The sequence below is a fragment of the Lentilitoribacter sp. JB5-8 genome (assembly GCF_055693385.1).
This window is the reverse complement of the sequence record NZ_CM146332.1, coordinates 1,534,214-1,557,583: the sequence shown is the minus strand read 5'-3', so window position 1 is coordinate 1,557,583 and position 23,370 is coordinate 1,534,214. Positions and strand designations below refer to the sequence as shown.

The window sequence follows — 23,370 nt, the reverse complement described above, 5'->3', positions numbered from 1 at the left end:
CATGTCCCCCTAAAACGCTTGGCCAATGCCGGCAAAGATACCAAAATCTGGATCGCCTGCTTTTGGATTAATCGGCACTGCAAAATCTAATCGAATAGGCCCGAGCGGGGTATAATACCGCGCGCCGACACCTGCACTTACGCGGAAATCTTGAGAGAAGTCGATAATTGGATCTTTGCCAACAATGCCCCCATCGACGAATGCTACACCGCCAATTGTATCGGTAAATTTGTGTCGCAATTCAACGCTGGTCTCGAGAAGTGATCTGCCGCCTGAGACATCACCGGAACCCTCGACGATACCTACATTGTTGAAACCAAATCCGCGAATAGAACCACCACCACCTGAAAGATATAAAAAGTTTGTTGGTACTTGATCACGCGTTGGACCGAAGACAGATCCTACTTTAACGCGCGCAGCAAGTACAGTGTCACCATCATTGTCTAGCGTTTGATATGCTCTTACCTCTGCATCGACGCGCACGCCTGCATTGCCATTTTCAAATTCATAGAACGGTTTAACTTCAATTTTTGCCAATGCGTCTTTACTTGGATCTACTTTGCTATCTCGTCCGTCATAAGCAATTTCACCTGTTGCTCCTAAAGTGGAGAAATTTCGATCGCCAAAGGCATCTTTAAAGCGTGAATATTCATAAAATCCACCACCGGCGAGATTGATCTTCCGGCTTAACTGATGTGTGAGCACAGATGAAAAACCACCTGTTTCGCCTTCAAATGATGTGTTGAATTCTCGCTCTGCAAATATTTTGGTTACCGAATCTGTATTGGGCGTGAAAACACCTGGTTTGGTAAATGTCGCGCTTAATTTAAAATCTAACTCATCAGCGCTTGAGCTTGAGCCAATTCCGCTGATTTCCCCGTCCAGTCGCAACCGTTCAGCCCGCCCAAACAAATTTCGATTGAGCCAAAAAGCGCTTACACCTGCGCCATCGGTTGAAGAAACCGTTGCACCCAGTCCAATTCGGCGGAGTTTTTTCTCACGCACCTCAACAGCAATTGGCACTTGGCCATTTTCATCAACCAGTTTGCCCGCTTGTACTTTGCGCACTGCAAATACATCTAGCTTATCTAGACGCTGCTTGGCATCCTCAATATCGTCTGGGTCGTATTCTTCACCTGTTTTCAGACCAGTCATATAAGCCACAAAGTCTTGGTCCATGCGTTGTGTACCTTTAACGCGTGTAGCCCCGTAGTTAGCCTTTTTACCTGGATCGATACTCAAATTTACATTTAGGATGTTCTTGTCGTGTTGCGCTTTAACGCTTTGTCCGCCGATCTTCGCGTGGGGATAGCCCTGTTGTCGCCATTCCTCAACGGCAAGGCGCCCGGCAAGACCGACGCTTTTTGCCTTGGCAATATCGCCACGCGCAACTTTCAGCGTATCTGGTTTTTCAACGATATCTTCTCCACCTTGCGGGTTCGGTGCGCGATTAAAAATATCGAAAGTTCCAAATCGGTATATATTGCCGGTATCAATAGAGATTGTCACAGTTGAGGCATCTGGAAACTCAATTCCCGGCTTCATGTCAGAGGCTTGAACGCCGTTAACGAGGATCGAAATATCACCTCCATAATAACCTTCATTGTATAGGCTAGCCAATAATCGGCGATAGTCCCCTTTAGCGCGCGCTAAAAGCCCAGCTGATCCTGCAACAGCTTTTTCTCGCCCGCGCCATAATTCAGAAGCTGATTTGATCGCAAGCTCAACATCCTCAGTCGCATCACCTGCTAGACTTAAATCCACTTGATAGGTTTTGGGGTCGATAACGTCTGCATCTTGATTTGCGGTTTTACAATCACCGCTTAAACAATAACCAAACAAATCCAGAGCATGGGCATGACTAAAGGGCTGAACAACAAGCATTGCCAGACACAAAATCAACGATGTCGACTTGCTCATTGGCAAGGGGGATCTCCAAACACGCGAGATTACAAAGTTACTCAATTACTATAGATTTGGATTATAGCAAATTCATGGTTAAAAATCGCTGAATATTATAATTGAGCCATTGCACTTGTATTAGAACCATTCGGGTTCAATCACCAATCAATCTGATGTGAAGTGGATTACTTTTTTAAAGAATAAAAACAAACATCAACATCTCGCAGAGATGTTGGTCTTTATTATTTCCTTGGAAAAAATTGCGGTGGCTGGGGTACCTGGATTCGAACCAGGGATGGCGATACCAAAAACCGTTGCCTTACCGCTTGGCTATACCCCAACGTTACCGCGACTGGCAGATAGCAAATGTATTTCAATCCTACAAGGACTTAGTTTCATAAATTGACAAAAAAATTCATCTAGTATCTATGAACACCGTAAAATTGGGGTTTGTCCTAGATAAAGGCATCATTTTGGCTGACATAAAATACAATCAGAACTTCGTTCCAGCCCATGGCGAAGCAATAAACATTGCAAAAAATGTCAAGCGCATTACCGCCCCTAACCCTTCCCCCTTCACTTTTCATGGTACAAATAGCTATCTAGTTGGCAAAAACAATTTGGCTATCATAGATCCGGGCCCTTTAATTGATTCTCATTTGCAGGCTTTGCTAATTGCAATTGGCGAACACCCGCTTACACACATCTTTGTGAGCCATACCCATAAGGACCATTCTCCGCTGGCCAAAGTACTACAAGAACGTACGGGCGCGAAGATTTATGCTGAAGGCCCTCACCGTGCTGCAAGAGAATTTAACACAGGTGAAATTAATCCACTTCATGAAAGCTCCGATTTAGATTTCACACCCGATGTCAAACTTGGTGATGGTGAGATTATCGACGGTGGAGACTGGCAAATTGAAGCCATTCATACGCCCGGGCACACGGCAAACCATTGTGCCTTTGCCAGCGTTGAGGACGATATATTATTCTCCGCTGACCATGTAATGGCCTGGTCATCATCTATCATCGCCCCACCAGATGGTTCTATGCACGACTTTATGAAATCGCTGGATCATCTTATTGAGCGAACTCACAAAGAAATTTTTCCCGGACATGGTGGTGAAGTTATTGATCCACCGGTTTTTCTACAAAAACTGAAAGAACACCGCTTGTTTCGGGAAAGGTCAATCGTGAAAAGCCTTACGCGTCATGACAGCTTAAAGATCGAAGAAATTGTTGCACAAAATTACCTTGGACTTGCTGAAAATTTGAGGCGCGCAGCGGCCTTGTCCGTCTTGGCGCACATAGAGGATCTGATCGAAAAAGGGGTTGTTCAAACTGATGGCCCAGCGCAGCTTGATAGCGTATATCGCCTGACTTAAACTTATCCCGCGCCGACAATACCCAGCAGTCGATTATCAACCTTACTTAAAAAGCTATTGATGAGTTCTGCATTTAAACCAAGGTCATGCGGACCTTGTTTTGTTGCCGCGCGCATATTCACAAAAGTTGCGGTTTCATCTTCAGTCAACAGAATCAAAATGTCATGCTCAACACCTAGGAATAAAGAGTCTTTGGCGAATTGAAGTCGGATCGTTGAGCTTTCAAAATCATTCGCCCCCTCACCCAATTGCCCCTGAACCTGAGCATTAATACGGTCACGCGGAGTGGGCGCAGGAACAGGAATTGCGGCTCCATCTTCGCTTTGTGTTTCATCAACCTGCGGTTCATCGGGAGATAAAAAATCATCCCCTTCACGGGCGATTACCCTTAGCTTTTCTTCAGATGCAACTGCGCGAATAGCGCGATAAACACGATCGATCGCACCTTCATATCGGCGTTCTGTGAGTTGGCCATAGATGCGGGAATTGTTCAAATTCAGCATTATTGCGCCCGAGCTTTCCCTGGTTAACCAGGTATTTGGACGCTGAGGATTGCGCAGCCAATCTATCGCCACATCTTCAGATGTAACAACATCAAACTGCTCCGGCAGTGACACATAGCGATAAAGGCTCAATCCAAATGGCAATAAAGCAACCAGATTAAGGCAAAGTCCTACAAAAGAGGCGCGTCCCCCTCTTGCACCAATGAGCCACAACATGGAAAATCCAATGATTGCAAGACCAAGACCCGTTGCGGCCATCGCACTTGCTAAAAGCACCACCGCGATCGCATTTGATGTTTCAAATCCGAAGAAGCGGTGAGCAATCCACACTGTTAACAGCAAAATAATGACAAAATAGCCGATTTTACGCGACCATAGGGCTGAAACTGACGAGGGGCGACGGTAAACAACAGGCATTGTTCTTACTCGACCTCAGCGTGATGTTGGGCTTGAATACTTGCCTGCGCAGCCGCCAATTTTGCAATTGGTACGCGGAATGGTGAACAGGAAACATAGTCCAGACCAATGCGGTCAAAAAATTTAACTGACACCGGATCACCACCATGCTCACCGCAAACACCAAGCTTTAGGTCCGGATGATTTTCTCGCCCAAGCTTTGCAGCCATTTTGACAAGTTCCCCAACCCCTTCAATATCAAGCGTTACAAAGGGGTCTTCATCGATAATTGTTTTCTGGCGATAGGTTTTCAAAAACGGAGACGCATCATCACGCGATATCCCGTACATCATTTGGGTCATATCATTGGTTCCAAATGAGAAGAAGTCTGCAGATTCAGCAATAGCGTCCGCCCGAATAACCGCGCGCGGCAATTCGATCATTGTTCCAACCAAATATTGAACGCTTGCGTCCATTTCCTTCATAACATCTTCAGCTACCGAATTAATTCGTTCTTTTACAAAGTCGAGTTCTTTTTTAAGTGCAACAAGAGGCACCATGATCTCCGGCATAACCGGTGCACCGGTATTTTTTGCCGCAATTATCGCCGCCTGCAAAATCGCTCTGGCCTGCATTTCAGTAATCTCAGGATATGATATTGCTAAACGGCAACCACGATGCCCAAGCATTGGATTAAACTCGCTCAACTCATCAATGCGCCGACGCACGAGGATATCATCAACACCCATAGCTTTTGCTGTATGGGCAATTTCTTCATCGGCCTTGGGCAAAAATTCATGCAAAGGAGGGTCCAGCAAACGCACGGTAACCGGCTGCCCGTTTGCGGCCTCAAACAACTCGATGAAATCCGAACGCTGCATAGGTAGTAGCTTATCAAGCGCAGCCCTGCGTCCCGCCTCAGTTTCAGACAAAATCATTTCTCGCATCGTTAAAATGCGCGATTCGTCAAAGAACATATGCTCGGTTCTACAAAGCCCAATCCCTTCAGCACCAAACTGACGCGCTGCAAGGGTATCACTGGGCATTTCTGCATTTGTGCGCACTTCCATACGGCGCGCTTGGTCTGCCCATGCCATAAGCTGCTGAAACTCATCAGATAAAGTTGCTTCTTCCATCGCAACTTCACCCAAAAGCACTTCACCTTTTGCGCCATCAAGCGTGATAATATCACCCTTTTTCAGATATTGACCTGAAGCAAACAGAGTTTCATTTGCAAGATCAATACGCATATTCCCCGCACCACATACGCAAGGTCGGCCCATACCACGTGCAATTACCGCTGCGTGGCTGGTCATACCCCCACGGATAGTCAACACACCTTCTGTGCGTTGCATTCCATGCACATCTTCGGGACTTGTTTCCACCCGTACCAAAATAGTTTTACGCCCTTCACGCGCTGCATCTATTGCGTCTTCTGAAGAAAACACAATTTCACCTGATGCTGCACCAGGAGACGCAGGCACACCAGAAGCGATCACTTCACGTTCGGTTTCTTGCCGGATAGACGGGTGCATGATTTGTTCAAGTGAAAGCGGATCGATACGGCAAAGCGCTTGTTCTTTCGTCAGGATGCCTTCATTTACAAAATCCACATTGGTCTTTAACTCGGCCGCCGCGGTCAGTTGCAAATCTACGCTATCGCCAACCCATGGCTCACCTGACTGAATGATGAAACCAAGCCTTTGACAGCGCCCAAAATATTGCTCTGCTTGTTTTCCAATGTCCGTTAATCGCGCATGTATGTCTGGCGCAACATCAACAAGCTTTTCGTCATCCGTTTGTGCGTCTATTGCAATTGACGTTGAAAAGCGCGATGTGCGTGCGCTTTGTTCACCTACCAGGTTCCAGCCTAGGCCGCCTTTGACTTTATTTTCACCGGTCGCGCTGTCACGCGTATCCAAATAGGCTTGCCCGCTCATATCGTCAAAATCGGCAAAGGCTGCGGCGCGAACGATGACAGCCAATCCCTCATCATCGCGAATTTCGTGGATCTGACGTTGCATGACAGCTCGCCGCGACATCCAGCTTTTAATGGCATTGATCACAGCCATGCGCAATTGACCATACAAATCATCCGGCAGATCAAAATCTAATTCAGATTTCAGTTGCTCTTTGTAAATTTGCGAGATTGTGATGACTTCTTCCATTGAGAAATCATTATCACTCTCATAGCTCAATTCTGTGCGTTTTTCGTCAAAAATATCTTCCAAAATATCAGGCGTGATATTGAGCGCATTTTCTGTAAACTGATACAAAAAGCGCATGAGCTGCTGACCGGCTTTTTTATCACTTGATGCTTCATGTCCCTGGCGTGTGCTGGGTTTCATTAAAGCAGCAATTTTACGCGTGTTTTCCGCGTTCATGCCCAGATGATAGATTGGACTTACGACACCTGCGACGCGAGATCGAGATGTTGCGCGCGCTGTTAGGAACAGCGGTAGTTTTTTACCTATATTGGTGTCGCAATACGTTGTCTGCAGCGCTTTAAGTGCCTTTTGCAGTTCTGTTTCAAACTCTGAAGGCAGAACACCGTGTTCATGGTAATAATTGCAAGTTTCCGCGCGGATAATAAATCCCGGCTGAACTGGGATGCCAAAACAGGATAATGCAAAAAGTCGTGCACCAGCATATCCCAAATGTGAATCACCATAGTGATCCGCATCTGAGGCTGCCTTTTGGCACTCGCCCAGCTGATTAATCCACATCGACACCGGATCCGCCCTCCTTGCACGACCCCGCAAATGACCACGTCACCTGTTAAAAACCCAATTTCAACGCTTGTTTTCGCGTTTTAAATACAGTTACACAGGTTTTATGTTGCAATGCAACATTTTTCTCCCTCTTGCGCGCATGCGACGCGCGAATTGGTTAACCTAACCAGCTAATGTCTTAGTGTAAAACCATTCTGCCTAAAAAACAGGCTTTTAAAGAACTTATTCTGGTTCCTGTTACAAAAGAGCCATAACATAGGCAGCTAAGGGGTGAAAATTTCAATATTCATAACACTGAAGCGGACAGATAAATATCTTTAAATAATTGTTTTAATTTAATTTTATTTTTCAGATCACCAAACCAGCAGTTGATTTTTTCCCCCACCCCAGATTCTTAGTTATTTTAATATTTCGCTGATTACAACGTGAAAACTGGCGATATTTTGTACGATTACATGGGAATTTCACATTGACCAATTCAGACAATCTAGGCTTGCCCTTTATTCTTTCCTCACAAGCCCAAAAACACGTCACGCATAACGAGGCACTGTTGGCACTAGATGCCATCGTGCAATTATGTGTTGTCAGCAGAAGTGTAAGTGAGAGCCCCGAAGCTGCAACTTCAGGAGCGCGCTATATTGTACCTGAAAATGCGTCGGGAAGTTTTGCTAATCAATCGGGCACCATTGCAGCCTACCAAGACGGTGTGTTTCAGTTTTATACCCCACAAGCTGGCTGGTTGGCCTATATATTTGATGAAGATACCTATCTATATTTTGATGGGGCTAATTGGTTGAATTTGATCAGTTCGAATGACGACCCGCAATATGTAACGCTTGGCGTTAACGCATCCGCTGATGTGGTAAACCGTTTTGCTTTATCATCTGAAGCAAGCTTGTTTAACAATGCTGGTAACGGCCATCAACTCAAAATCAATAAGGCACAAGTAACTGATACTGCGAGCCTTTTGTTCCAAACTGGCTTTTCTGGACGGGCTGAATTTGGCCTTGCAGGCGATGACCAGTTTCGTATTAAAACCAGCGGTGATGGCGCAAATTTTCAAACCGCTTTAACCGCAGATGCAAACACGGGCAATATTGCCATTGGCGACATTAATCCAACCGCCGTTCTAACCGTTGCGAATGAAATGAAGATTGAAAATGCAATATCTTCATCAACGTTAGAAACATCTGTTTTATCATCTCAAACAGAAATCACAGCAACAGCGTTAGACGGCACTCTTACAGTCAGCCAATTAGGCGACGGATCTATTTCGTTTAACGTCAATAGTGAAGAAATTTTGCGATTGGGAGATGGCGTCATCACCACACAAATGCCACTACAATTGGGTGCGCATTCTGTGCTTTCTTTACCCGATGCGACAGTCGCTGGGCGTATGATCTATGTTGCTGATTCTTCACTTGGTTCCTGCATTGCTATTTCAGATGGCGCGGATTGGCGGCGAAGCGAAGATCGCTCGATTATTGTGTAAATCTGTCCGAATTAGTGATTAAAAGTTGAAATTCTCACGAAATATCACCGTAAGATACCTATTGTGTGCGTCAAATTAACTGCAATTTCAAATAATTCTCATAAACCCCTAGACGATAAGGGAAACTCAGCGTAACGAAACCTTTAAAAACAGCACTTCTTGGTTACATGAGTATCTAAATGACAAACATCCCAAATATCCCATTTGTTGATCTGGCCAGCCAGCAAAGGCGCATTCGTGCTGATGTTGATAAAGCGATCGCCCGCGTGCTTGATCACGGTCGCTATGTCATGGGTCCTGAGGTTGCTGAACTCGAAGCTGAATTGTCTAAATTTTGTGGTGCAAAACACTCCATTGGGTGCTCATCCGGAACCGACGCTTTGGCTATGGTCCTGATGGCGAAAAATGTGCGCGCTGGCCAGGTTATTTTCTGCCCATCCTTTACCTTTGTGGCAACCGCAGAAGTGGTGGCATGGCTTGGAGCAAAAGTGTGCTTTGTCGATGTTGAACCTGATACGTTTAATATGGATCCTAAGGCACTAAAGGCTGCAATTGAAACCGCGAAAGCAAATGGTGAAGACTTAGCCGGCGTTATCGTGGTGGATCTGTTTGGTCTGCCAGCTGATTATGTGTCGATTTTGAAAATCGCCGAGGAAAATGATCTTTGGCTTATGTCGGATGCTGCGCAAAGTTTTGGTGCACGCTATCACAATGCACCTATCGGTACGAACGGTATTGCAACAGCGACAAGTTTCTTCCCAGCCAAGCCTTTGGGTGCTTATGGTGATGGTGGTGCAATGTTTACCGATGATGACGATTTGGCGGAAGATTTACGCTCCATCCTGTTTCACGGTAAAGGCACTAGCCAATATGACAATGTTCGCATTGGAATGACTGGACGCCTTGATACGATGCAGGCCGCTGTTCTTCTTGAAAAATTGAAGATTTTCGATAGCGAAATCGTTGAGCGCCAGAAGGTTGCTGATCGTTACACAAAAGGTCTTGGTGATTTGATCACATGCCCGCATGTTCCCGAAGGATGCCAATCTGTTTGGGCGCAATATACAACGCGTCTGCCACAAGGTTTGGACAGAAATGCACTGCAATCGCAACTCAAAGACAAAGGCATCCCAACAGCGGTTTACTACGCAAAACCTTTGCACAATCAAGCGGCATACAGTCATAACTTGATTGCAGGTCAAACTTCGGGCGGCGTTTTGCCGGTTACCGACGCCTTGTCGTTAGATGTTTTAAGCCTGCCGATGCACCCTTATCTGTCAGAAGATACGCAAGACTATATTATTGAGCATATTCGCAGTGCAATTTTAGATTTGAGCTAAACTGCTAAAATATAAAGCGCGTATAATATGCGTTGAGAATTGCGATTGTGGGGTTATAATTAAAAACCCACCGTGGAATCCTGAAGGTCAAGTCTTACGCATGGCGATCTTAAAGAAGCTATTCAGTTTTGTTTTCGTTGCTGGGTTATCGGCATATTTATTTGCGGTCGGCTATCTTTATTTCTCACAGGATCAACTTATTTTTCCGGTTCGGCCTTCTGATACAGAAAATGCCGCTGATGAAAATTTTCAAAAGGTTTTGATCGAAACACCTGACGGGGAAAGCATCTTTGGCCTTTATCATCCATCTGAACCGGGCGAAGCGACAATCATCGTATTCCACGGCAATGCAAGTTCCGCAGTCCGACAGAAACGACGTGGTGCGCGGCTTATTAAAGACGGGTTTGGTGTCCTTCTTGCAGGATATCGTGGTTATCCTGGGAGCACAGGCAAACCAAGCGAAACCGGCCTCTTCATCGATGCCATAGCCGCATATGACTTTATCCACGCGCAGCGTGAGCAACCCATCGCTCTTTACGGACATTCACTTGGCACAGGTGTTGCAACCTACCTTGCGACACAACGCGATGTGTTTGCAATGGTTCTAGAAGCACCGTTTAGTTCCGTTGCCGCGGTTGCTGCAGATCGATATCCGTGGGTTCCGGTTCTATCGCTGATCAAGCATGATTTTCAATCAGATGAGCACATTAAGAAAATCACAGCGCCCATTTTGATCATGCATGGCGACAGTGACGAAACGGTGCCTCTCGAATATGGTCAAAGGCTCTTTGCAAATGCGCCTAAAGGCACAGAATTTGAGATCATTAAAGGCTTAGGCCATAGCGGGTTTTGGCGTTTCGGCAGCGAAGACCGCGCCATTGAATTTTTCACAAATGCGCTAGCAAACTAGGTTTACTTTGTCCAATCCGGCTTAGTCTGGCTGAAGAAAGATGAAATGCCATGTTGTGCTTCATCGCTTTCCCATGCATCGGCCAATGCTACAATAGAACGATCAATATCGTCTTGTGAGATGCCGCCACTTAATTTCAAACATAAAGCTTTTGCACGCGCTGATGCTTGTGGCGCTGTATTTAAAATAGATTTGATTTCCACCGCGGCGGCCTGTTCCAGATCATCTGTGAGGGAAGAAACCAATCCTAATCTTTGCGCTTCTAATCCATCAAACATCTTCCCGGTAAAGAATATCTGACGTGCCGCGCCCTCGCCTAAACGTTTGACGACAAAAGGTCCGATCGTTGCAGGGATAAGCCCTAGCTTTGTTTCTGTCAGTGAAAACTTACATTTTGGATCTGCAAGCACGATGTCACAGACTGACATCAAGCCGATCCCACCGCCATAGGCTGCGCCTTGAACAACAGCTATCAGAGGCTTGGGCGATTGATAAAGCTCAAGCAGCATATTTGAAAGTGCACTCGCTTCTTTTATCTTGCCTGCACGGTCTGCATCAGCTTGCGCGCGCATCCAGGCCAAATCACCACCGGCGCAAAAGCTTTTGCCATTGGCACGTAAAATCACCGCTCGAACATCGGGATCAGATGCGCAGAATTGTGCTGCTTGTGAAAGCTCCGCAATCATTTCAGCATTCATAGCATTATGTTTATCAGCCCGATCAAGCGTTAAATGCGCAATACCATCTTCATCAACTTCAACTACTATCGTTTGATAATCAGTCATGGTGCCGCCTCGCAAATTTCGCCATTATCGCCTCAACTTTTGTTAGACCGTCAAGATCAAGACCAGTTGTCCATCCGTCACTTTCCAGCATATTTAAAAGCTCAAGCGTCGATACGTTTCCTTTCGCACCGGGCGCATAAGGGCATCCGCCTAATCCACCAATTGCACTATCAAAAACGCGAAGCCCCATATCTAAGCTGGCTTTGACATTATCGAGCGCCACACCTTTGGTATCATGGAAATGTCCGGCGAGCTGTGAAGGGTCTATTTTGACCTGTACAGCTTCCAGCATCGCCTTCGTTGTTTGAGCTGTTCCTACACCGATTGTATCTCCGAGCGAAACCTCATAACACCCTAAATCGATCAATGCGTTGGAAACCTCTGCAACAGCGCTTGGTTTGATCTCGCCTTCGTAAGGACAACCTACAACGCAAGACACATAACCACGCACCGGGATTTTGTGATGGCGCGCCCGTTCGATAAGCGGTACAAACCGCTCCAGACTTTCCGCAATAGAGCAATTGATGTTTTTTTGGCTGAAAGTTTCGGACGCACTTGCAAATACTGCAACTTCATCAACCTTGGTGTCCAAAGCTCTTTCGAAGCCTTGTAAATTTGGCGTCAGAGCAGAATAGCGAACATTGGGGTTCCGGTTAATACCGGCCATAACATCAGCGGAGTCAGCCATTTGTGGTACCCATTTGGGCGACACAAAAGCGGTTGCTTCAATGTTTTTAAAGCCAAGATCAGACAGTGCATCTATCAGTTTGATCTTCTCATTTGTCGGAATAATATCATCTTCGTTTTGCAAACCATCGCGTGGGCCAACCTCAAAGATTTTGACGAATTTGTCACTCATACAAACATATCCCGTAATTTCCGCCGCATCACTTTGCCGGTTGTTGTCACAGGTATTTCATCGAGCACATGGATTTCGCGCGGATATTCATGTGCAGCAAGCCGCGTTTTAACATGAATTTGCAATTCTGAGATCAAGTCATCCGACGGTGTTACACCGTCTGCTATGACGACAAAGGCAACGACAATCTCTGTGCGTGTTTCATCGGGTTTACCCACAACACCTGCTATTTTGACCGATGGATGGCGCATCAAACAATCTTCGATGCTGCCCGGACCGATGCGATACCCAGCGGATGTAATGACATCATCATCGCGGCCTACAAAACGTATCCAACCATTACTTTCAACAACGCCCATGTCACCAGTCAGCATCCAATCACCTATAAATTTATCTTTCGTGGCTTCAGGGTTATTCCAGTAATTGAGCATCATCACCACATCTGGCGCCTTTGCAGCGATAATCCCAATTTCACCTTCGCGAACCGCGTTGCCATCCATATCAATTGCTGCCATCTGGTGCCCAGCAACAGCTTTTCCGATAACACCCGGGCGCGGTGGTTCGAGAGCCGCGCAAGACGAGATCAGCAAATTGCCCTCTGTCTGCCCGTAAAACTCATTGATAGTCACGCTGAGCACTGATTTGCCCCAATCGAGCAACGGCGCACCTAGGCTTTCACCCCCGCTTCCGACCGAAACAAGATGCAAATCGCGAGGCGAATGATCAGGATAAGTCGAGCGCATGAGTTTGAGCGCCGTTGGCGGTAAAAACGCATGCTGAACTTTATAATCTGCCAAAAGATCAAAGGCGGCATCGGCGGTAAATTTCTCAAATCTTTTGGACACAACCGACATTCCACATGCAAGCGCTGGGATTAGAACATCGAAAAGCCCACCAATCCATGCCCAATCAGCTGGGGTCCATATCACCCGACCTGGTGCTGTTTTAAAATCATTAAATGTCTCAAACCCCGTCATATGACCTGCAAGCATGCGATGACCGTGCAAAGCGCCTTTTGGCGAGCCTGTTGTGCCAGATGTATAGATAATCATAGCCGGATCATCAGGACCTGTTTGCACGCAGTCAAATTCATTTGACTGTGCAGCGAGCATGGTGTGAAAATCCAAACTCTTCAGCCCGTTATGAACGCCATCAATGGTGAGAATTTTAAGCCCCTTGCGCGCCTCATCTTTCATCTCAGAAAGCTTATCCGCACCTTGCTGGTTGGTGATAATCATCTTTATACCTGCGTCGATCACCCGGTGTTCAAGCGCATCAGGACCAAACAACATAAAGAGTGGCACTGAGATCAATCCACATTTAAATGCACCTAAATGACCAACCGCCGTTTCCAGCGCTTGCGGCAATAATATGCCTATTCGATCACCTCGTTTAAGGCCAAGCCCGCAAAATAAATTAGCCATCTGGTTGGACAGATCACGCAATTTGGCATAGGAAATGGTTTGATTTTCATCGGCCAATATAAGTGCTGCTGCATTAGGGGTTTTAACCGCCCAATCATCACACGCAGCTAAACCCATATTGTAGGTTTCAGGCAGTTTCCAACCGTTTTGCGCAACTTGATAACAATAGCTGTCTTTTGGGAAATTCATTTAAGCCTCCGGCTCAATCTCGATCAGCACCGAACCACCTTCGACCGCATCACCAAGCTGACAGGTGATGTTTTTCACAAGACCCGCGCATGGTGCAGTTAAGTTCATTTCCATTTTCATCGCTTCCAACACAACGAGACGCTGACCTCCTGCAACTTGCGCATTCGCTTCTATATCAATGAGGCGAATTACCCCGCTCATTGGCGCTGAAATCATGTTTTCACTCGTACTCGCGTTATCTTTTACTGCAAGCGGATCTGGCAGCACAAATTCAAAGCTTTGCGCATCTTTATAAAGAACAACATGGCAATCCTGTCCGTCTGTATTACGCGCGAAATCAACACTAGAACGCAGACCATCCTGATCGAAAATGATGGTGCCATCACGCTTTTCAATTATTGTAAATTGGCTTTGAAATTCGCCCGTCAAATCATATGATTGCACATCTTCACCAACCGATAATCGACGTTCTATTTTATCATCTGAATACAAAATTGATGCTACTCGAGAAGCCGCGCCAAACATACGCCAATTTGATTGCGGTTTGGCTGTTTGCCAATCCAGAGCGATTATCATGGCGATAGCGATCATCACCTCATCGGGATCATCGTGCATGGTGAGCGCATCGAGATCGCGCTCAATTAGTCCAGTGTCCACCTCGCCTTTGCCAAAGCCTTCATGCGACAACAATTTCGACAAAAATGAGATATTTGACGCAAGACCAGAAACCTGAGTTTGCGCAAGTGCGGACGTTAAAGCAGATAGCGCTTCATTGCGATCGCTACGATGGGTAATCACCTTTGCGATCATCGGATCATAAAAGGGCGAGATAACATCACCCTTTCGCACACCGCTATCGTTTCGTGCGTGATCGGATAGTTTTAAATGGGAGATCTTACCTGTGGCCGGAAGAAAGCCTGCCGGTACATCTTCAGCATAAATTCGTGCTTCAAATGCATGCCCATTAATTGAGATATCATCCTGGGATATCGGCAATGCTTGCCCTGCCGCCACACGCAATTGCAACTCGACAAGATCAAGTCCCGTTATTGCTTCGGTCACCGGGTGCTCAACCTGTAATCTGGTGTTCATTTCCATGAACCAGAAACCGTCTTTGCGTAGAGTCCCTGACCCATCCGCGATAAACTCGATTGTGCCAGCACCTTCGTAATTAATCGCTTGTGCTGCTTTAACCGCAGCTTGTGTCATCGCTCGGCGCACATCATCTGGCATATCAGGTGCGGGCGCTTCTTCGATGACCTTTTGATGGCGACGCTGCAAAGAACAATCGCGTTCAAACATATGTACGACATTGCCTTTGGAATCGCCAAAGACCTGAACTTCGATATGACGTGGCGAGGTGATGAATTTTTCAATTAGCACTGCCGGATCACCAAAAGCCGTCCGCCCTTCCCGTGCAGCACTTTCTAAAGCGGTTAGAAATTCTTCTTCGTATTCGACCAACCGCATGCCTTTACCGCCACCGCCTGCGCGCGCTTTGATCAGCACAGGGTAACCGATTTTATCAGCTTCTGATTTTAACAAATCCGGCGTTTGATCCGCGCCATGATACCCTGGGACAATTGGAACACCTGCATCCTGCATTAATTGCTTGGCCGCATCTTTCAGACCCATCGCAGAAATCGCTTTGGCGCTCGGGCCGATAAAGGTCAGACCAGCCGCCTCAACAGCAGCAACAAATTCAGGGTTTTCAGACAAAAATCCATAGCCGGGGTGAATGGCTTGCGCGCCTGTTCGTCTTGCAGCATTGATGATTGCATCTTGCTGCAAATAGCTTTCACTCACCGGAGATAGTCCGATATGAACGGCCTCATCTGCCATTTCAACATGCAGCGCATTGGCGTCCGCATCTGAATAGACGGCGACCGTTTTCACGCCCAAGCGCTTTGCGGTTTTGATAATTCGGCATGCAATTTCGCCACGATTGGCAATGAGAATTTTAGGGAACATTGTCATATCATCCACCATTACATTCTGAACAAGCCGAAGCTTGTGTCTTCAACAGGCGCATTCAAGCATGCTTTAAGACTTAACGAGACGACATTGCGAGTTTCGCGTGGGTCGATGATGCCATCGTCCCATAATCTGGCTGATGCATAAAATGGATGGGACTGGGTTTCAAACTGATCCAAAATCGGCTGCTTGAAGGCAGCTTCTTGTTCTGCGCTCCAGTCTTCTCCGCGGGCCTTTTTCCCAGCGCGGGTCACGCTTGCCATCACACCGGCAGCTTGCGCGCCGCCCATAACGGAAATCCTCGCATTGGGCCACATCCAAACAAATCGCGGACCGAACGCCCTGCCGCACATGCCATAGTTTCCTGCACCATATGAGCCACCAATAATGACCGTTATCTTTGGTACATTGGCTGTTGAAACTGCATTGACGAGTTTCGCGCCGTCTTTGGCGATGCCGCCAGCTTCATATTTCGAGCCCACCATAAAGCCCGTGATATTTTGCAAAAACAGAAGCGGAATTTTTCGCTGGCAACAGATCTCAATGAAATGCGCACCTTTGAGCGAGCTTTCAGAGAATAGCACGCCATTATTGGCGATAATGCCAACCGGCATGCCATCAATATGCGCAAAGCCGGTGACCAAAGTTGTGCCATATCGCGCTTTAAATTCATCAAATTCGCTGCCATCAACCATGCGCGCGATAATATCTCTGATATCGAAAGATTGCCGTGTATCATGCGGGATCAGCCCCATGATATCTTCGCTTAAATAAACAGGGTCTTTTGGTGCTGTTAAAGCGACATTAGTTTTTGGCGCTTGGCCCAGTGTTGAAACCACCTGACGCGCAAGCGCGAGCGCATGCGCATCATCTTCTGCCATATAATCAGCAACACCGGATAATCTGGTATGCGTGTCTGCGCCACCTAGCGTTTCAGCGTCGACTTCCTCCCCCGTCGCTTCTTTAACCAGCGGAGGACCGGCGAGAAAAATCATCGCCTGTTCTTTGACCATGATCGTCGTATCACACATTGCAGGCACATAGGCGCCACCTGCGGTGCAATTGCCCATTACAACAGCGATTTGGGCAATGCCTTTTGCGCTCATTCGTGCTTGATTATAAAAGATACGACCAAAGTGATCGCGATCTGGGAACACTTCATCCTGGTTCGGTAAATTGGCGCCACCGCTATCAACCAAATAAAGACATGGCAGCATATTTTCTTCAGCAATCTCCTGCGCTCTAAGATGCTTTTTCACTGTCAGCGGATAATATGTACCACCTTTAACCGTCGCATCATTGCAGACGATCATGCAATCACGGCCATTGATCTGGCCAATACCTGCAATGACGCCCGCGGCTGGAATATCCGCATCATAGGTATCTTTTGCTGCAAACAGACCAATTTCTAAAAATGATGAACCAGGATCAATTAAGCCCTCAACGCGGTCTCGCGGCAGCAATTTCCCGCGCGATACATGGCGCTCACGTGCGCGTTGCGATCCACCTTGCAAAATGCGTTGCGCTTCTTTTTGCACGTCATCAAGTTGGCTATGCATAGCCTTGGCATTATCTGCATTTGGGGCTGATGTGCTTGTTAATTTACTCATTTATGCTGTCTCACCAAATATTTCGCGACCAATTAACATGCGACGAATTTCACTTGTGCCAGCACCAATTTCGTAAAGTTTGGCATCACGTAATAAACGACCTGTTGGATAGTCATTGATATAACCATTGCCACCCAGACATTGGATTGCCTCAAGTGCAACTTGGGTGGCTTTTTCCGCAGCAAATAAAATACAACCAGCTGAATCTTTGCGGGTGACTTGGCCATTATCGCAAGCGCGGGCTACAGCATAAACGTAAGATCGACAGGCATTCATTGTGGTGTACATATCAGCAAGCTTGCCCTGCATCAGCTGGAAAGTGCCAATCGGTTTTCCAAACTGCTCACGCTCATGCACATAAGGCACCACAATATCCATTGCTGCTGCCATGATCCCAATTGGCCCAGCGGCTAAAACCACCCGCTCATAATCAAGGCCAGACATTAAAACTTTGACGCCCTCGCCCTCTTTGCCAAGAATATTGGCTTCCGGCACTTTGCAATTATCAAAGACCAATTCGCAGGTATTGGATCCGCGCATACCGAGCTTATCGAGTTTTTGCGCTGTTGAAAAACCTTCCATTTCGCGCTCGATGATAAATGCTGTAATCCCCTTTGAAGCGGCCTCCACATCGGTTTTGGCATAGACAACGAGCGTATTTGCATCCGGTCCATTTGTGATCCACATTTTGTTGCCATTGAGCACAAAGTGATCGCCAACTTTATCAGCGCGAAGTTTCATTGAAACCACATCTGAACCAGCACCCGGTTCTGACATTGCAAGCGAACCCACATGTTCACCCGTCAGCAATTTAGGCAGATATTTTTCTTTTTGCTTATCTGTCCCCCATCGGTGGATCTGGTTGACACATAGGTTAGAATGCGCGCCATATGACAGTGCGACAGACGCGGAAGCGCGGGAAATTTCTTCAATCGCTACACAATGGGCGAGATATCCCATATCAACACCGCCAGCCTCTTCAGATACGGTAATACCGTGCAAGCCGAGTGCACCCATCTTCATCCAAAGATCATTTGGGAACTCGTTTGTTTTATCAATCTCTGCGGCGCGTGGGGCAATCTCATCGCTGGCAAATTTGCGCATCATGTCGCGTAATGCATTGATATCATCACCAAGACCAAAATCCATCACTTGATCAAACATGAGCAATACCCTCTTCAATTTGCGCACGCGGCATAATCCCTTGTGATTTTAGTACCATCGACGCGTAGATATTTTCGATTTTCTTTTGAGATAGACGACCACCAGAACGGTACCAGGTATTTACCCCCGTCAGCATGGCAAGAATAGCCATGGCTGATACGTGCGGGTCGTCAATATTCATTGCACCGGACTTTGCGCCATCATGAAGGATTGATTTCAAAATCGCTTCATACTGACTGCGCAGTTCAGATATAGTTTTAAAGCCTTCAGGCTCTAATGAGCGCAACTCCATATATGCCAAAAACACTTCATCCTGACGATTAATGTTGTAGCGAATATGGAAACGCGCAAATTGCTCCAACCGCGCGATAGGGTCAGATGCTGTTATTTCCTCATCGCACGCCTTGAGCAATCCATCCATATGGTTTTGTAACAAACTCACCAGAATTTGCTGCTTGTTCGGATAATACTGATAGATCGCGCTGGCTTGCACACCCACTTGACTTGCTATCTGTCGCATTGAAACAGCTGCATATCCAAACTGCGCAAACAAGGCCAAACTGACCTTTCTAATCTCGCTTCTAGTAACCTCACCATCTGAACCGGCTATGCGCGCCATAAAAATTCCTTGATAATTAAATGAACGTTCGTTAAATTAATAACAGATATTGAAATATGTTTCAACTCTTCAAATGTTTTGATCTGAGAAGTTGACTGAAATCTATGGACGAAAGGCTGATCAAAAATGGATTTTGAACTAAACGAAGAACAAAATGCAATTTTCGAAATGGCTTATGCTTTTGGACAGGAAAAAATTGCACCACATGCATTAGAGTGGGAAAAACAAGGCACTATCCCGAAAGAGTTATGGCATGAAGCTGGTGAACTCGGGCTGGGCGGGATTTACGTCAGCGAAGAATATGGCGGATCAGCATTATCACGAATGGATGGGATATTGATATTTGAAGCACTTGCAATGTCATGCCCATCAGTCAGTGCGTTTTTATCCATACACAACATGGTTGGCGGGCTCATTGATCAATTTGGTAATGAAGTAGCTAAACAAAGATGGCTGCCTGAACTGACCACAATGGACAAGATTTATTCTTATTGTTTGACCGAACCTGGAAGCGGCTCTGATGCTGCAGCATTACGCACAAAAGCAACAAAAACCAATAATGGATATGTATTAAATGGCACAAAGGCATTTATTTCAGGTGGTGGCTATTCCGATGCCTATCTAACTATGTGCCGCACTGGAGAAGATGGCCCCAAAGGTATATCAACCATTATCATAGAAGACGGATCAAAAGGCTTAAGCTTCGGGGCTGCGGAAGATAAAATGGGTTGGCGAGCACAGCCCACAGCACAAGTTCAGTTTGATGATTGTCACGTCCCCCTTGAGAATTTAATTGGCAAAGAAGGCGACGGCTTTAAATACGCCATGGCCGGGCTTGATGGAGGTCGTTTATCTATATCTGCCTGCGCATTAGGTGGCGCTCAAATGACGCTTGATGCTAGTCTTCAATATATGTCAGAACGAAAAGCATTTGGACAAACACTTGATAAATTCCAAGCGTTGCAATTTAAGCTCGCTGATATGGAAATCCAGCTACAGGCTGCACGAACTTTTTTACGGCAAGCGGCTTGGAAATACGATAATGGCGGGCCTGACATCGCAAAATACTCCGCCATGGCAAAGGTTTTCACAACCGAGGCTGCGTCAAATGTCGCAGACCAGGCTTTGCAACTACACGGCGGATATGGCTATCTCAGCGATTATGGAATAGAGAAAATTGTACGTGATTTGCGCGTACACCAAATCTTAGAGGGCACAAACGAAATTATGCGCCACATCATTGCACGCAATCTCATCAATAGTCAGAAGTAGTTTTATGACTGATATCAATATTCGAAAAAATGGTAGTCTTGGTCATATTACGCTCACGCGAGAAAAAGTCCTGAATGCTATGTCTCATGATATGGCATTGCAGATTGAGACAGCACTGCATGCGTGGAAAAATGATACTGACGTTAAACTTATCATAATCGATGCAGCAGGTGAAAAGGCATTTTGCGCAGGTGGCGATGTGCAAGACCTTTATGCCAAGGGTAAATCCGGGGATTTTGAAAACGGTACGAATTTCTGGCGTGATGAGTATCGGCTAAACTCGTTAATCGCGCACTATCCCAAACCCTATATTGCTGTAATGAACGGGATTGTCATGGGTGGTGGCGTCGGTATTTCTGCATTAGGATCACACCGAATTGTCACAGAAAATACAAGCTTTGCTTTACCAGAATGTGCCATCGGCCTCATCCCTGATGTCGGCTCCTCGCACCTGCTTGCGCAGGCTCCTGGGCATTTAGGTGAATATTTGGCATTAACCGGTGGAAGGGTCGGCTATCAAGATGCAATATACTGCGGATTTGCCGATGAGTTTGTTCCCAAAGACAAATTGAAAGAGCTTGTAAATTCACTCGCCGAAACAGGAGACGCAACGGATATTTCAACATATTCGCAAGCAACAGAAGCAGGTCAACTTGCCCAATTGCAAAATGAGATTGATGCAATTTTCAGTCTTCAAACGATTGGTGAAATATTATCAGCGTTGGAAAGATCAGATGCAGAATGGGCGGCAAAAGCACTTTACAAAATCAATTCTGCATCCCCGATTTCAATTTGTGTAACCTTGCAGACAATTAGAGCAATTCGCGCAAATCCCGGGATCGACAACGCACTTCGGCAGGAGTTTCGATTCGTATCACGCGCACTCGAACATAGCGATTTTGTCGAAGGTGTTCGCGCTCTGATTATCGACAAGGACAAACAACCGAAATGGCGTTATCCGACAATTGCTGATGTGCCAGAAGATGTGGTCGCACTGTTCTTATCACCACCTGAAACTGGCGATATCGAATTTTCTTAATTCCAAATAATGACATTGATTTGAGCTATATCAATGTTCTGTCAGCTCGAACTGATATTCTAAGGCCAAGGCAACTCAAACAGGAGTAGACCCATGGCTCAAAAAGTTGTGAAAACACCATCAGCATCGAAATCAGAACCAAAAGACATAAGCGCCGAAACACATGGCGTTGTGCTGCCAAAACCCAGAGAAGAAGATATCGAAACAGCTTATGAGCTTATTCATATCAGCTCCGATATCGTTGCTGGCTGGTCAAAATACCAGCAGGAAATCATCAGTTTTTATTCAAAACGCATGATTGAAGATCTCGAACTTCAGCGAAACCTCATGACGTGCAAATCCATCAATGAAATCTGGGACTTACAACGCAGCTTTATTGAAAACTCCTCAAAACAATATTCCGATGAGGTGCAAAAGCTCGCAAAGCTTGGGCAACACATTCTCCCTACAGAATTAACCGGAGCAAATGATCAGATTAATCAGTAACGCAACACTTCAAGCAAAAAGGAGTGAACATGTTTGATATTAAGAAGAAAATACTCGTTGTATTTGCCAGCTTCTTACTGACAACCCCACACGCTATTGCACAATCCACCAACCCTGCATGGCTTGATGAAGTGACCATGCAATTGGCTTTCGAAGAACAGTGCAATGTTGCCTATTTCATCTCTATGAAAGAAACCGAATTAGCTGGACAATTATATTTCGAAGCTCGAGCACAATGCGAAGATGGTCGTCAATTTGATGCCGTTCGAGAAGGACGTATCCAGCCATTTGAAATCACGAAATGCAAAGAGACGGTGGTGTGTTGAAGCATCAAACATCCTGTAATTTAGCGAAAGGGTAATCCATGTTGAAACGCTTATTTCTCACCACGATCACAAGCCTTACAATTGGTTTGGCCGCGATCTCGGTTACGACTGCGCAAGACGCCAATTCAAAAGCCGACGTCTCACATGGTCGCGATTTAGCACGCGTGAACTGTGCTCAATGCCATGCGGTAACAATTGATGGTGCAAGCCCTTTGCATCAGGCCGTTCCTTTTTGGCGCATGACCATTCATCGTGATGTTACGACAATCGAAAAGGATTTGCTGAACCACGCATTACCGAAAAATAATGTGATGCCAGTATTTAATCTCACACCAAAACAAGCGCGAGATATTGCTGCTTGGATTGCTTGGGTGCAGCCACGTGCACATGGTAAACGGATATTGGAAGCAAATTGTGCAAAATGTCATGCGATCAGCGCACAAGGTGATAGCCCACACCCGGATGCTCCGCTATTTCGCGAGCTTATGCAATTTTATCCGGTTGATGCAATTGAAGAGGCTTTTTCACAAGGTATTGAAACAACGCATCCTGATATGCCAATTTTCAAAATGACCGAATTGCAAGTTGCTGATGTGATTGTCTATCTGCAATCTATTCAGAACGAAAAATAAAACGCGCCACAATCGGTAGCGCGTTCGAAACATTCAAATCTGGTGGGATAAAACGCACATATGAGCGCGTTGGCCTAAACCGCCTCGCGCTCCGTGCATTTGTTTTAAAACTTATCGATTAGATAAAGTTATAAGGCTGTTTAAAAACGCCTTTATCGACCTGACGCATGCGATATTCTAAATCTGCCAAGCTTTTTGCGTTGTTTAGATATTCGCGTTCGTTACGTTTACGGCTGTCTTCTGCTTTTAAAAATGAGAACATTTTCATTGTTATTATCCTTGCTTAATTTTCATTTTGTTTTGTATCAAGAAGACATATAGGCTTTTTTGA

20 protein-coding genes and 1 tRNA gene are annotated in these 23,370 nt (G+C 46.0%); 9 read left to right on the top strand and 12 right to left on the bottom strand.

Going from position 1 to position 23,370, the window contains the following annotated elements; translation table 11 throughout:
• Positions 1 to 9 precede the first annotated feature (9 nt).
• Positions 10 to 1,920, bottom strand: coding sequence for an autotransporter assembly complex protein TamA (locus ACZ1GZ_RS07440; protein WP_472667873.1), 1,911 nt, complete (start codon positions 1,918 to 1,920; stop codon positions 10 to 12).
• 248 nt (positions 1,921 to 2,168) lie between these two features.
• Positions 2,169 to 2,242: transfer RNA gene (locus ACZ1GZ_RS07435), tRNA-Gln, on the bottom strand.
• A 133-nt stretch (positions 2,243 to 2,375) separates the two neighbouring features.
• Between ACZ1GZ_RS07435 and ACZ1GZ_RS07430 the strand changes: the two genes are divergently transcribed.
• Positions 2,376 to 3,287 (top strand): MBL fold metallo-hydrolase, encoded by a 912-nt coding sequence (locus tag ACZ1GZ_RS07430; RefSeq protein ID WP_472667872.1) that lies wholly within the window; start codon positions 2,376 to 2,378, stop codon positions 3,285 to 3,287.
• A 2-nt stretch (positions 3,288 to 3,289) separates the two neighbouring features.
• Here ACZ1GZ_RS07430 and ACZ1GZ_RS07425 read toward each other — a convergent pair whose 3' ends face one another.
• Both ACZ1GZ_RS07425 and ppdK read right to left on the bottom strand, forming a co-directional pair.
• A complete protein-coding gene (locus tag ACZ1GZ_RS07425) occupies positions 3,290 to 4,207 on the bottom strand; it encodes a DUF1499 domain-containing protein (RefSeq protein WP_472667871.1) in 918 nt (305 codons plus the stop codon).
• Between the two features lie 5 nt (positions 4,208 to 4,212).
• The gene (gene ppdK, locus ACZ1GZ_RS07420) at positions 4,213 to 6,912 is read right to left on the bottom strand and encodes a pyruvate, phosphate dikinase (protein WP_472668255.1); all 2,700 of its coding nucleotides are present in this window, start codon (positions 6,910 to 6,912) and stop codon (positions 4,213 to 4,215) included.
• Positions 6,913 to 7,387: 475 nt separating this feature from the next.
• On the opposite strand from ppdK, the gene ACZ1GZ_RS07415 reads away from it, so the two are divergent.
• The 3 genes from ACZ1GZ_RS07415 to ACZ1GZ_RS07405 all read left to right on the top strand — a co-directional run bounded on the left by ACZ1GZ_RS07415 (position 7,388) and on the right by ACZ1GZ_RS07405 (position 10,660).
• Positions 7,388 to 8,410 (top strand): DUF2793 domain-containing protein, encoded by a 1,023-nt coding sequence (locus ACZ1GZ_RS07415; protein ID WP_472667870.1) that lies wholly within the window; start codon positions 7,388 to 7,390, stop codon positions 8,408 to 8,410.
• Between the two features lie 179 nt (positions 8,411 to 8,589).
• Positions 8,590 to 9,750 (top strand): DegT/DnrJ/EryC1/StrS family aminotransferase, encoded by a 1,161-nt coding sequence (locus ACZ1GZ_RS07410; protein WP_472667869.1) that lies wholly within the window; start codon positions 8,590 to 8,592, stop codon positions 9,748 to 9,750.
• Positions 9,751 to 9,850: 100 nt separating this feature from the next.
• The gene (locus ACZ1GZ_RS07405; RefSeq protein ID WP_472667868.1) at positions 9,851 to 10,660 is read left to right on the top strand and encodes an alpha/beta hydrolase; all 810 of its coding nucleotides are present in this window, start codon (positions 9,851 to 9,853) and stop codon (positions 10,658 to 10,660) included.
• A gap of 2 nt (positions 10,661 to 10,662) precedes the next feature.
• On the opposite strand, the gene ACZ1GZ_RS07400 is transcribed toward ACZ1GZ_RS07405, so the two are convergent.
• Genes ACZ1GZ_RS07400 through ACZ1GZ_RS07370 form a run of 7 tightly spaced genes read right to left on the bottom strand, consistent with a single transcriptional unit; the run spans position 10,663 to position 19,284 of the window.
• On the bottom strand, positions 10,663 to 11,445 hold the full coding sequence (locus ACZ1GZ_RS07400; protein ID WP_472667867.1) for an enoyl-CoA hydratase-related protein: 783 nt from the start codon (positions 11,443 to 11,445) through the stop codon (positions 10,663 to 10,665).
• Entirely contained in the window at positions 11,438 to 12,304 is an 867-nt protein-coding gene (locus tag ACZ1GZ_RS07395) for a hydroxymethylglutaryl-CoA lyase (RefSeq protein WP_472667866.1), read from the bottom strand. The genes ACZ1GZ_RS07400 and ACZ1GZ_RS07395 overlap by 8 nt, the downstream gene beginning before the upstream one ends.
• On the bottom strand, positions 12,301 to 13,917 hold the full coding sequence (locus ACZ1GZ_RS07390) for an AMP-binding protein (protein WP_472667865.1): 1,617 nt from the start codon (positions 13,915 to 13,917) through the stop codon (positions 12,301 to 12,303). Before ACZ1GZ_RS07390 ends, ACZ1GZ_RS07395 begins: the two co-directional genes overlap by 4 nt.
• Positions 13,918 to 15,888 carry an acetyl/propionyl/methylcrotonyl-CoA carboxylase subunit alpha gene (locus tag ACZ1GZ_RS07385; protein WP_472668254.1) on the bottom strand — a complete coding sequence of 657 codons (1,971 nt, stop codon included), beginning with the start codon at positions 15,886 to 15,888 and terminating at the stop codon, positions 13,918 to 13,920.
• 17 nt (positions 15,889 to 15,905) lie between these two features.
• Complete coding sequence (locus ACZ1GZ_RS07380; protein WP_472667864.1) at positions 15,906 to 17,501, bottom strand: carboxyl transferase domain-containing protein; 1,596 nt, start codon at positions 17,499 to 17,501, stop codon at positions 15,906 to 15,908.
• Complete coding sequence (locus tag ACZ1GZ_RS07375; RefSeq protein ID WP_472667863.1) at positions 17,502 to 18,665, bottom strand: isovaleryl-CoA dehydrogenase; 1,164 nt, start codon at positions 18,663 to 18,665, stop codon at positions 17,502 to 17,504.
• On the bottom strand, positions 18,658 to 19,284 hold the full coding sequence (locus tag ACZ1GZ_RS07370) for a TetR/AcrR family transcriptional regulator (RefSeq protein ID WP_472667862.1): 627 nt from the start codon (positions 19,282 to 19,284) through the stop codon (positions 18,658 to 18,660). Before ACZ1GZ_RS07370 ends, ACZ1GZ_RS07375 begins: the two co-directional genes overlap by 8 nt.
• 126 nt (positions 19,285 to 19,410) lie before the next feature.
• Between ACZ1GZ_RS07370 and ACZ1GZ_RS07365 the strand changes: the two genes are divergently transcribed.
• The 5 genes from ACZ1GZ_RS07365 (at position 19,411) to ACZ1GZ_RS07345 (ending at position 23,039) form a co-directional block, all read left to right on the top strand.
• Positions 19,411 to 20,556, top strand: a complete 1,146-nt coding sequence (locus ACZ1GZ_RS07365) for an acyl-CoA dehydrogenase family protein (protein WP_472667861.1) — start codon at positions 19,411 to 19,413, stop codon at positions 20,554 to 20,556.
• Positions 20,557 to 20,560: 4 nt separating this feature from the next.
• On the top strand, positions 20,561 to 21,595 hold the full coding sequence (locus tag ACZ1GZ_RS07360; protein WP_472667860.1) for an enoyl-CoA hydratase/isomerase family protein: 1,035 nt from the start codon (positions 20,561 to 20,563) through the stop codon (positions 21,593 to 21,595).
• Between the two features lie 93 nt (positions 21,596 to 21,688).
• Positions 21,689 to 22,081 (top strand): phasin family protein, encoded by a 393-nt coding sequence (locus ACZ1GZ_RS07355; RefSeq protein WP_472667859.1) that lies wholly within the window; start codon positions 21,689 to 21,691, stop codon positions 22,079 to 22,081.
• Between the two features lie 29 nt (positions 22,082 to 22,110).
• The gene (locus tag ACZ1GZ_RS07350) at positions 22,111 to 22,407 is read left to right on the top strand and encodes a hypothetical protein (RefSeq protein ID WP_472667858.1); all 297 of its coding nucleotides are present in this window, start codon (positions 22,111 to 22,113) and stop codon (positions 22,405 to 22,407) included.
• A 38-nt stretch (positions 22,408 to 22,445) separates the two neighbouring features.
• Positions 22,446 to 23,039 carry a c-type cytochrome gene (locus ACZ1GZ_RS07345; RefSeq protein WP_472667857.1) on the top strand — a complete coding sequence of 198 codons (594 nt, stop codon included), beginning with the start codon at positions 22,446 to 22,448 and terminating at the stop codon, positions 23,037 to 23,039.
• Positions 23,040 to 23,157: 118 nt separating this feature from the next.
• Here the strand turns inward: ACZ1GZ_RS07345 and ACZ1GZ_RS07340 are convergent, their stop codons facing one another.
• Complete coding sequence (locus tag ACZ1GZ_RS07340) at positions 23,158 to 23,307, bottom strand: DUF3563 family protein (protein WP_472667856.1); 150 nt, start codon at positions 23,305 to 23,307, stop codon at positions 23,158 to 23,160.
• Between the last annotated feature and the right edge of the window lie 63 nt (positions 23,308 to 23,370).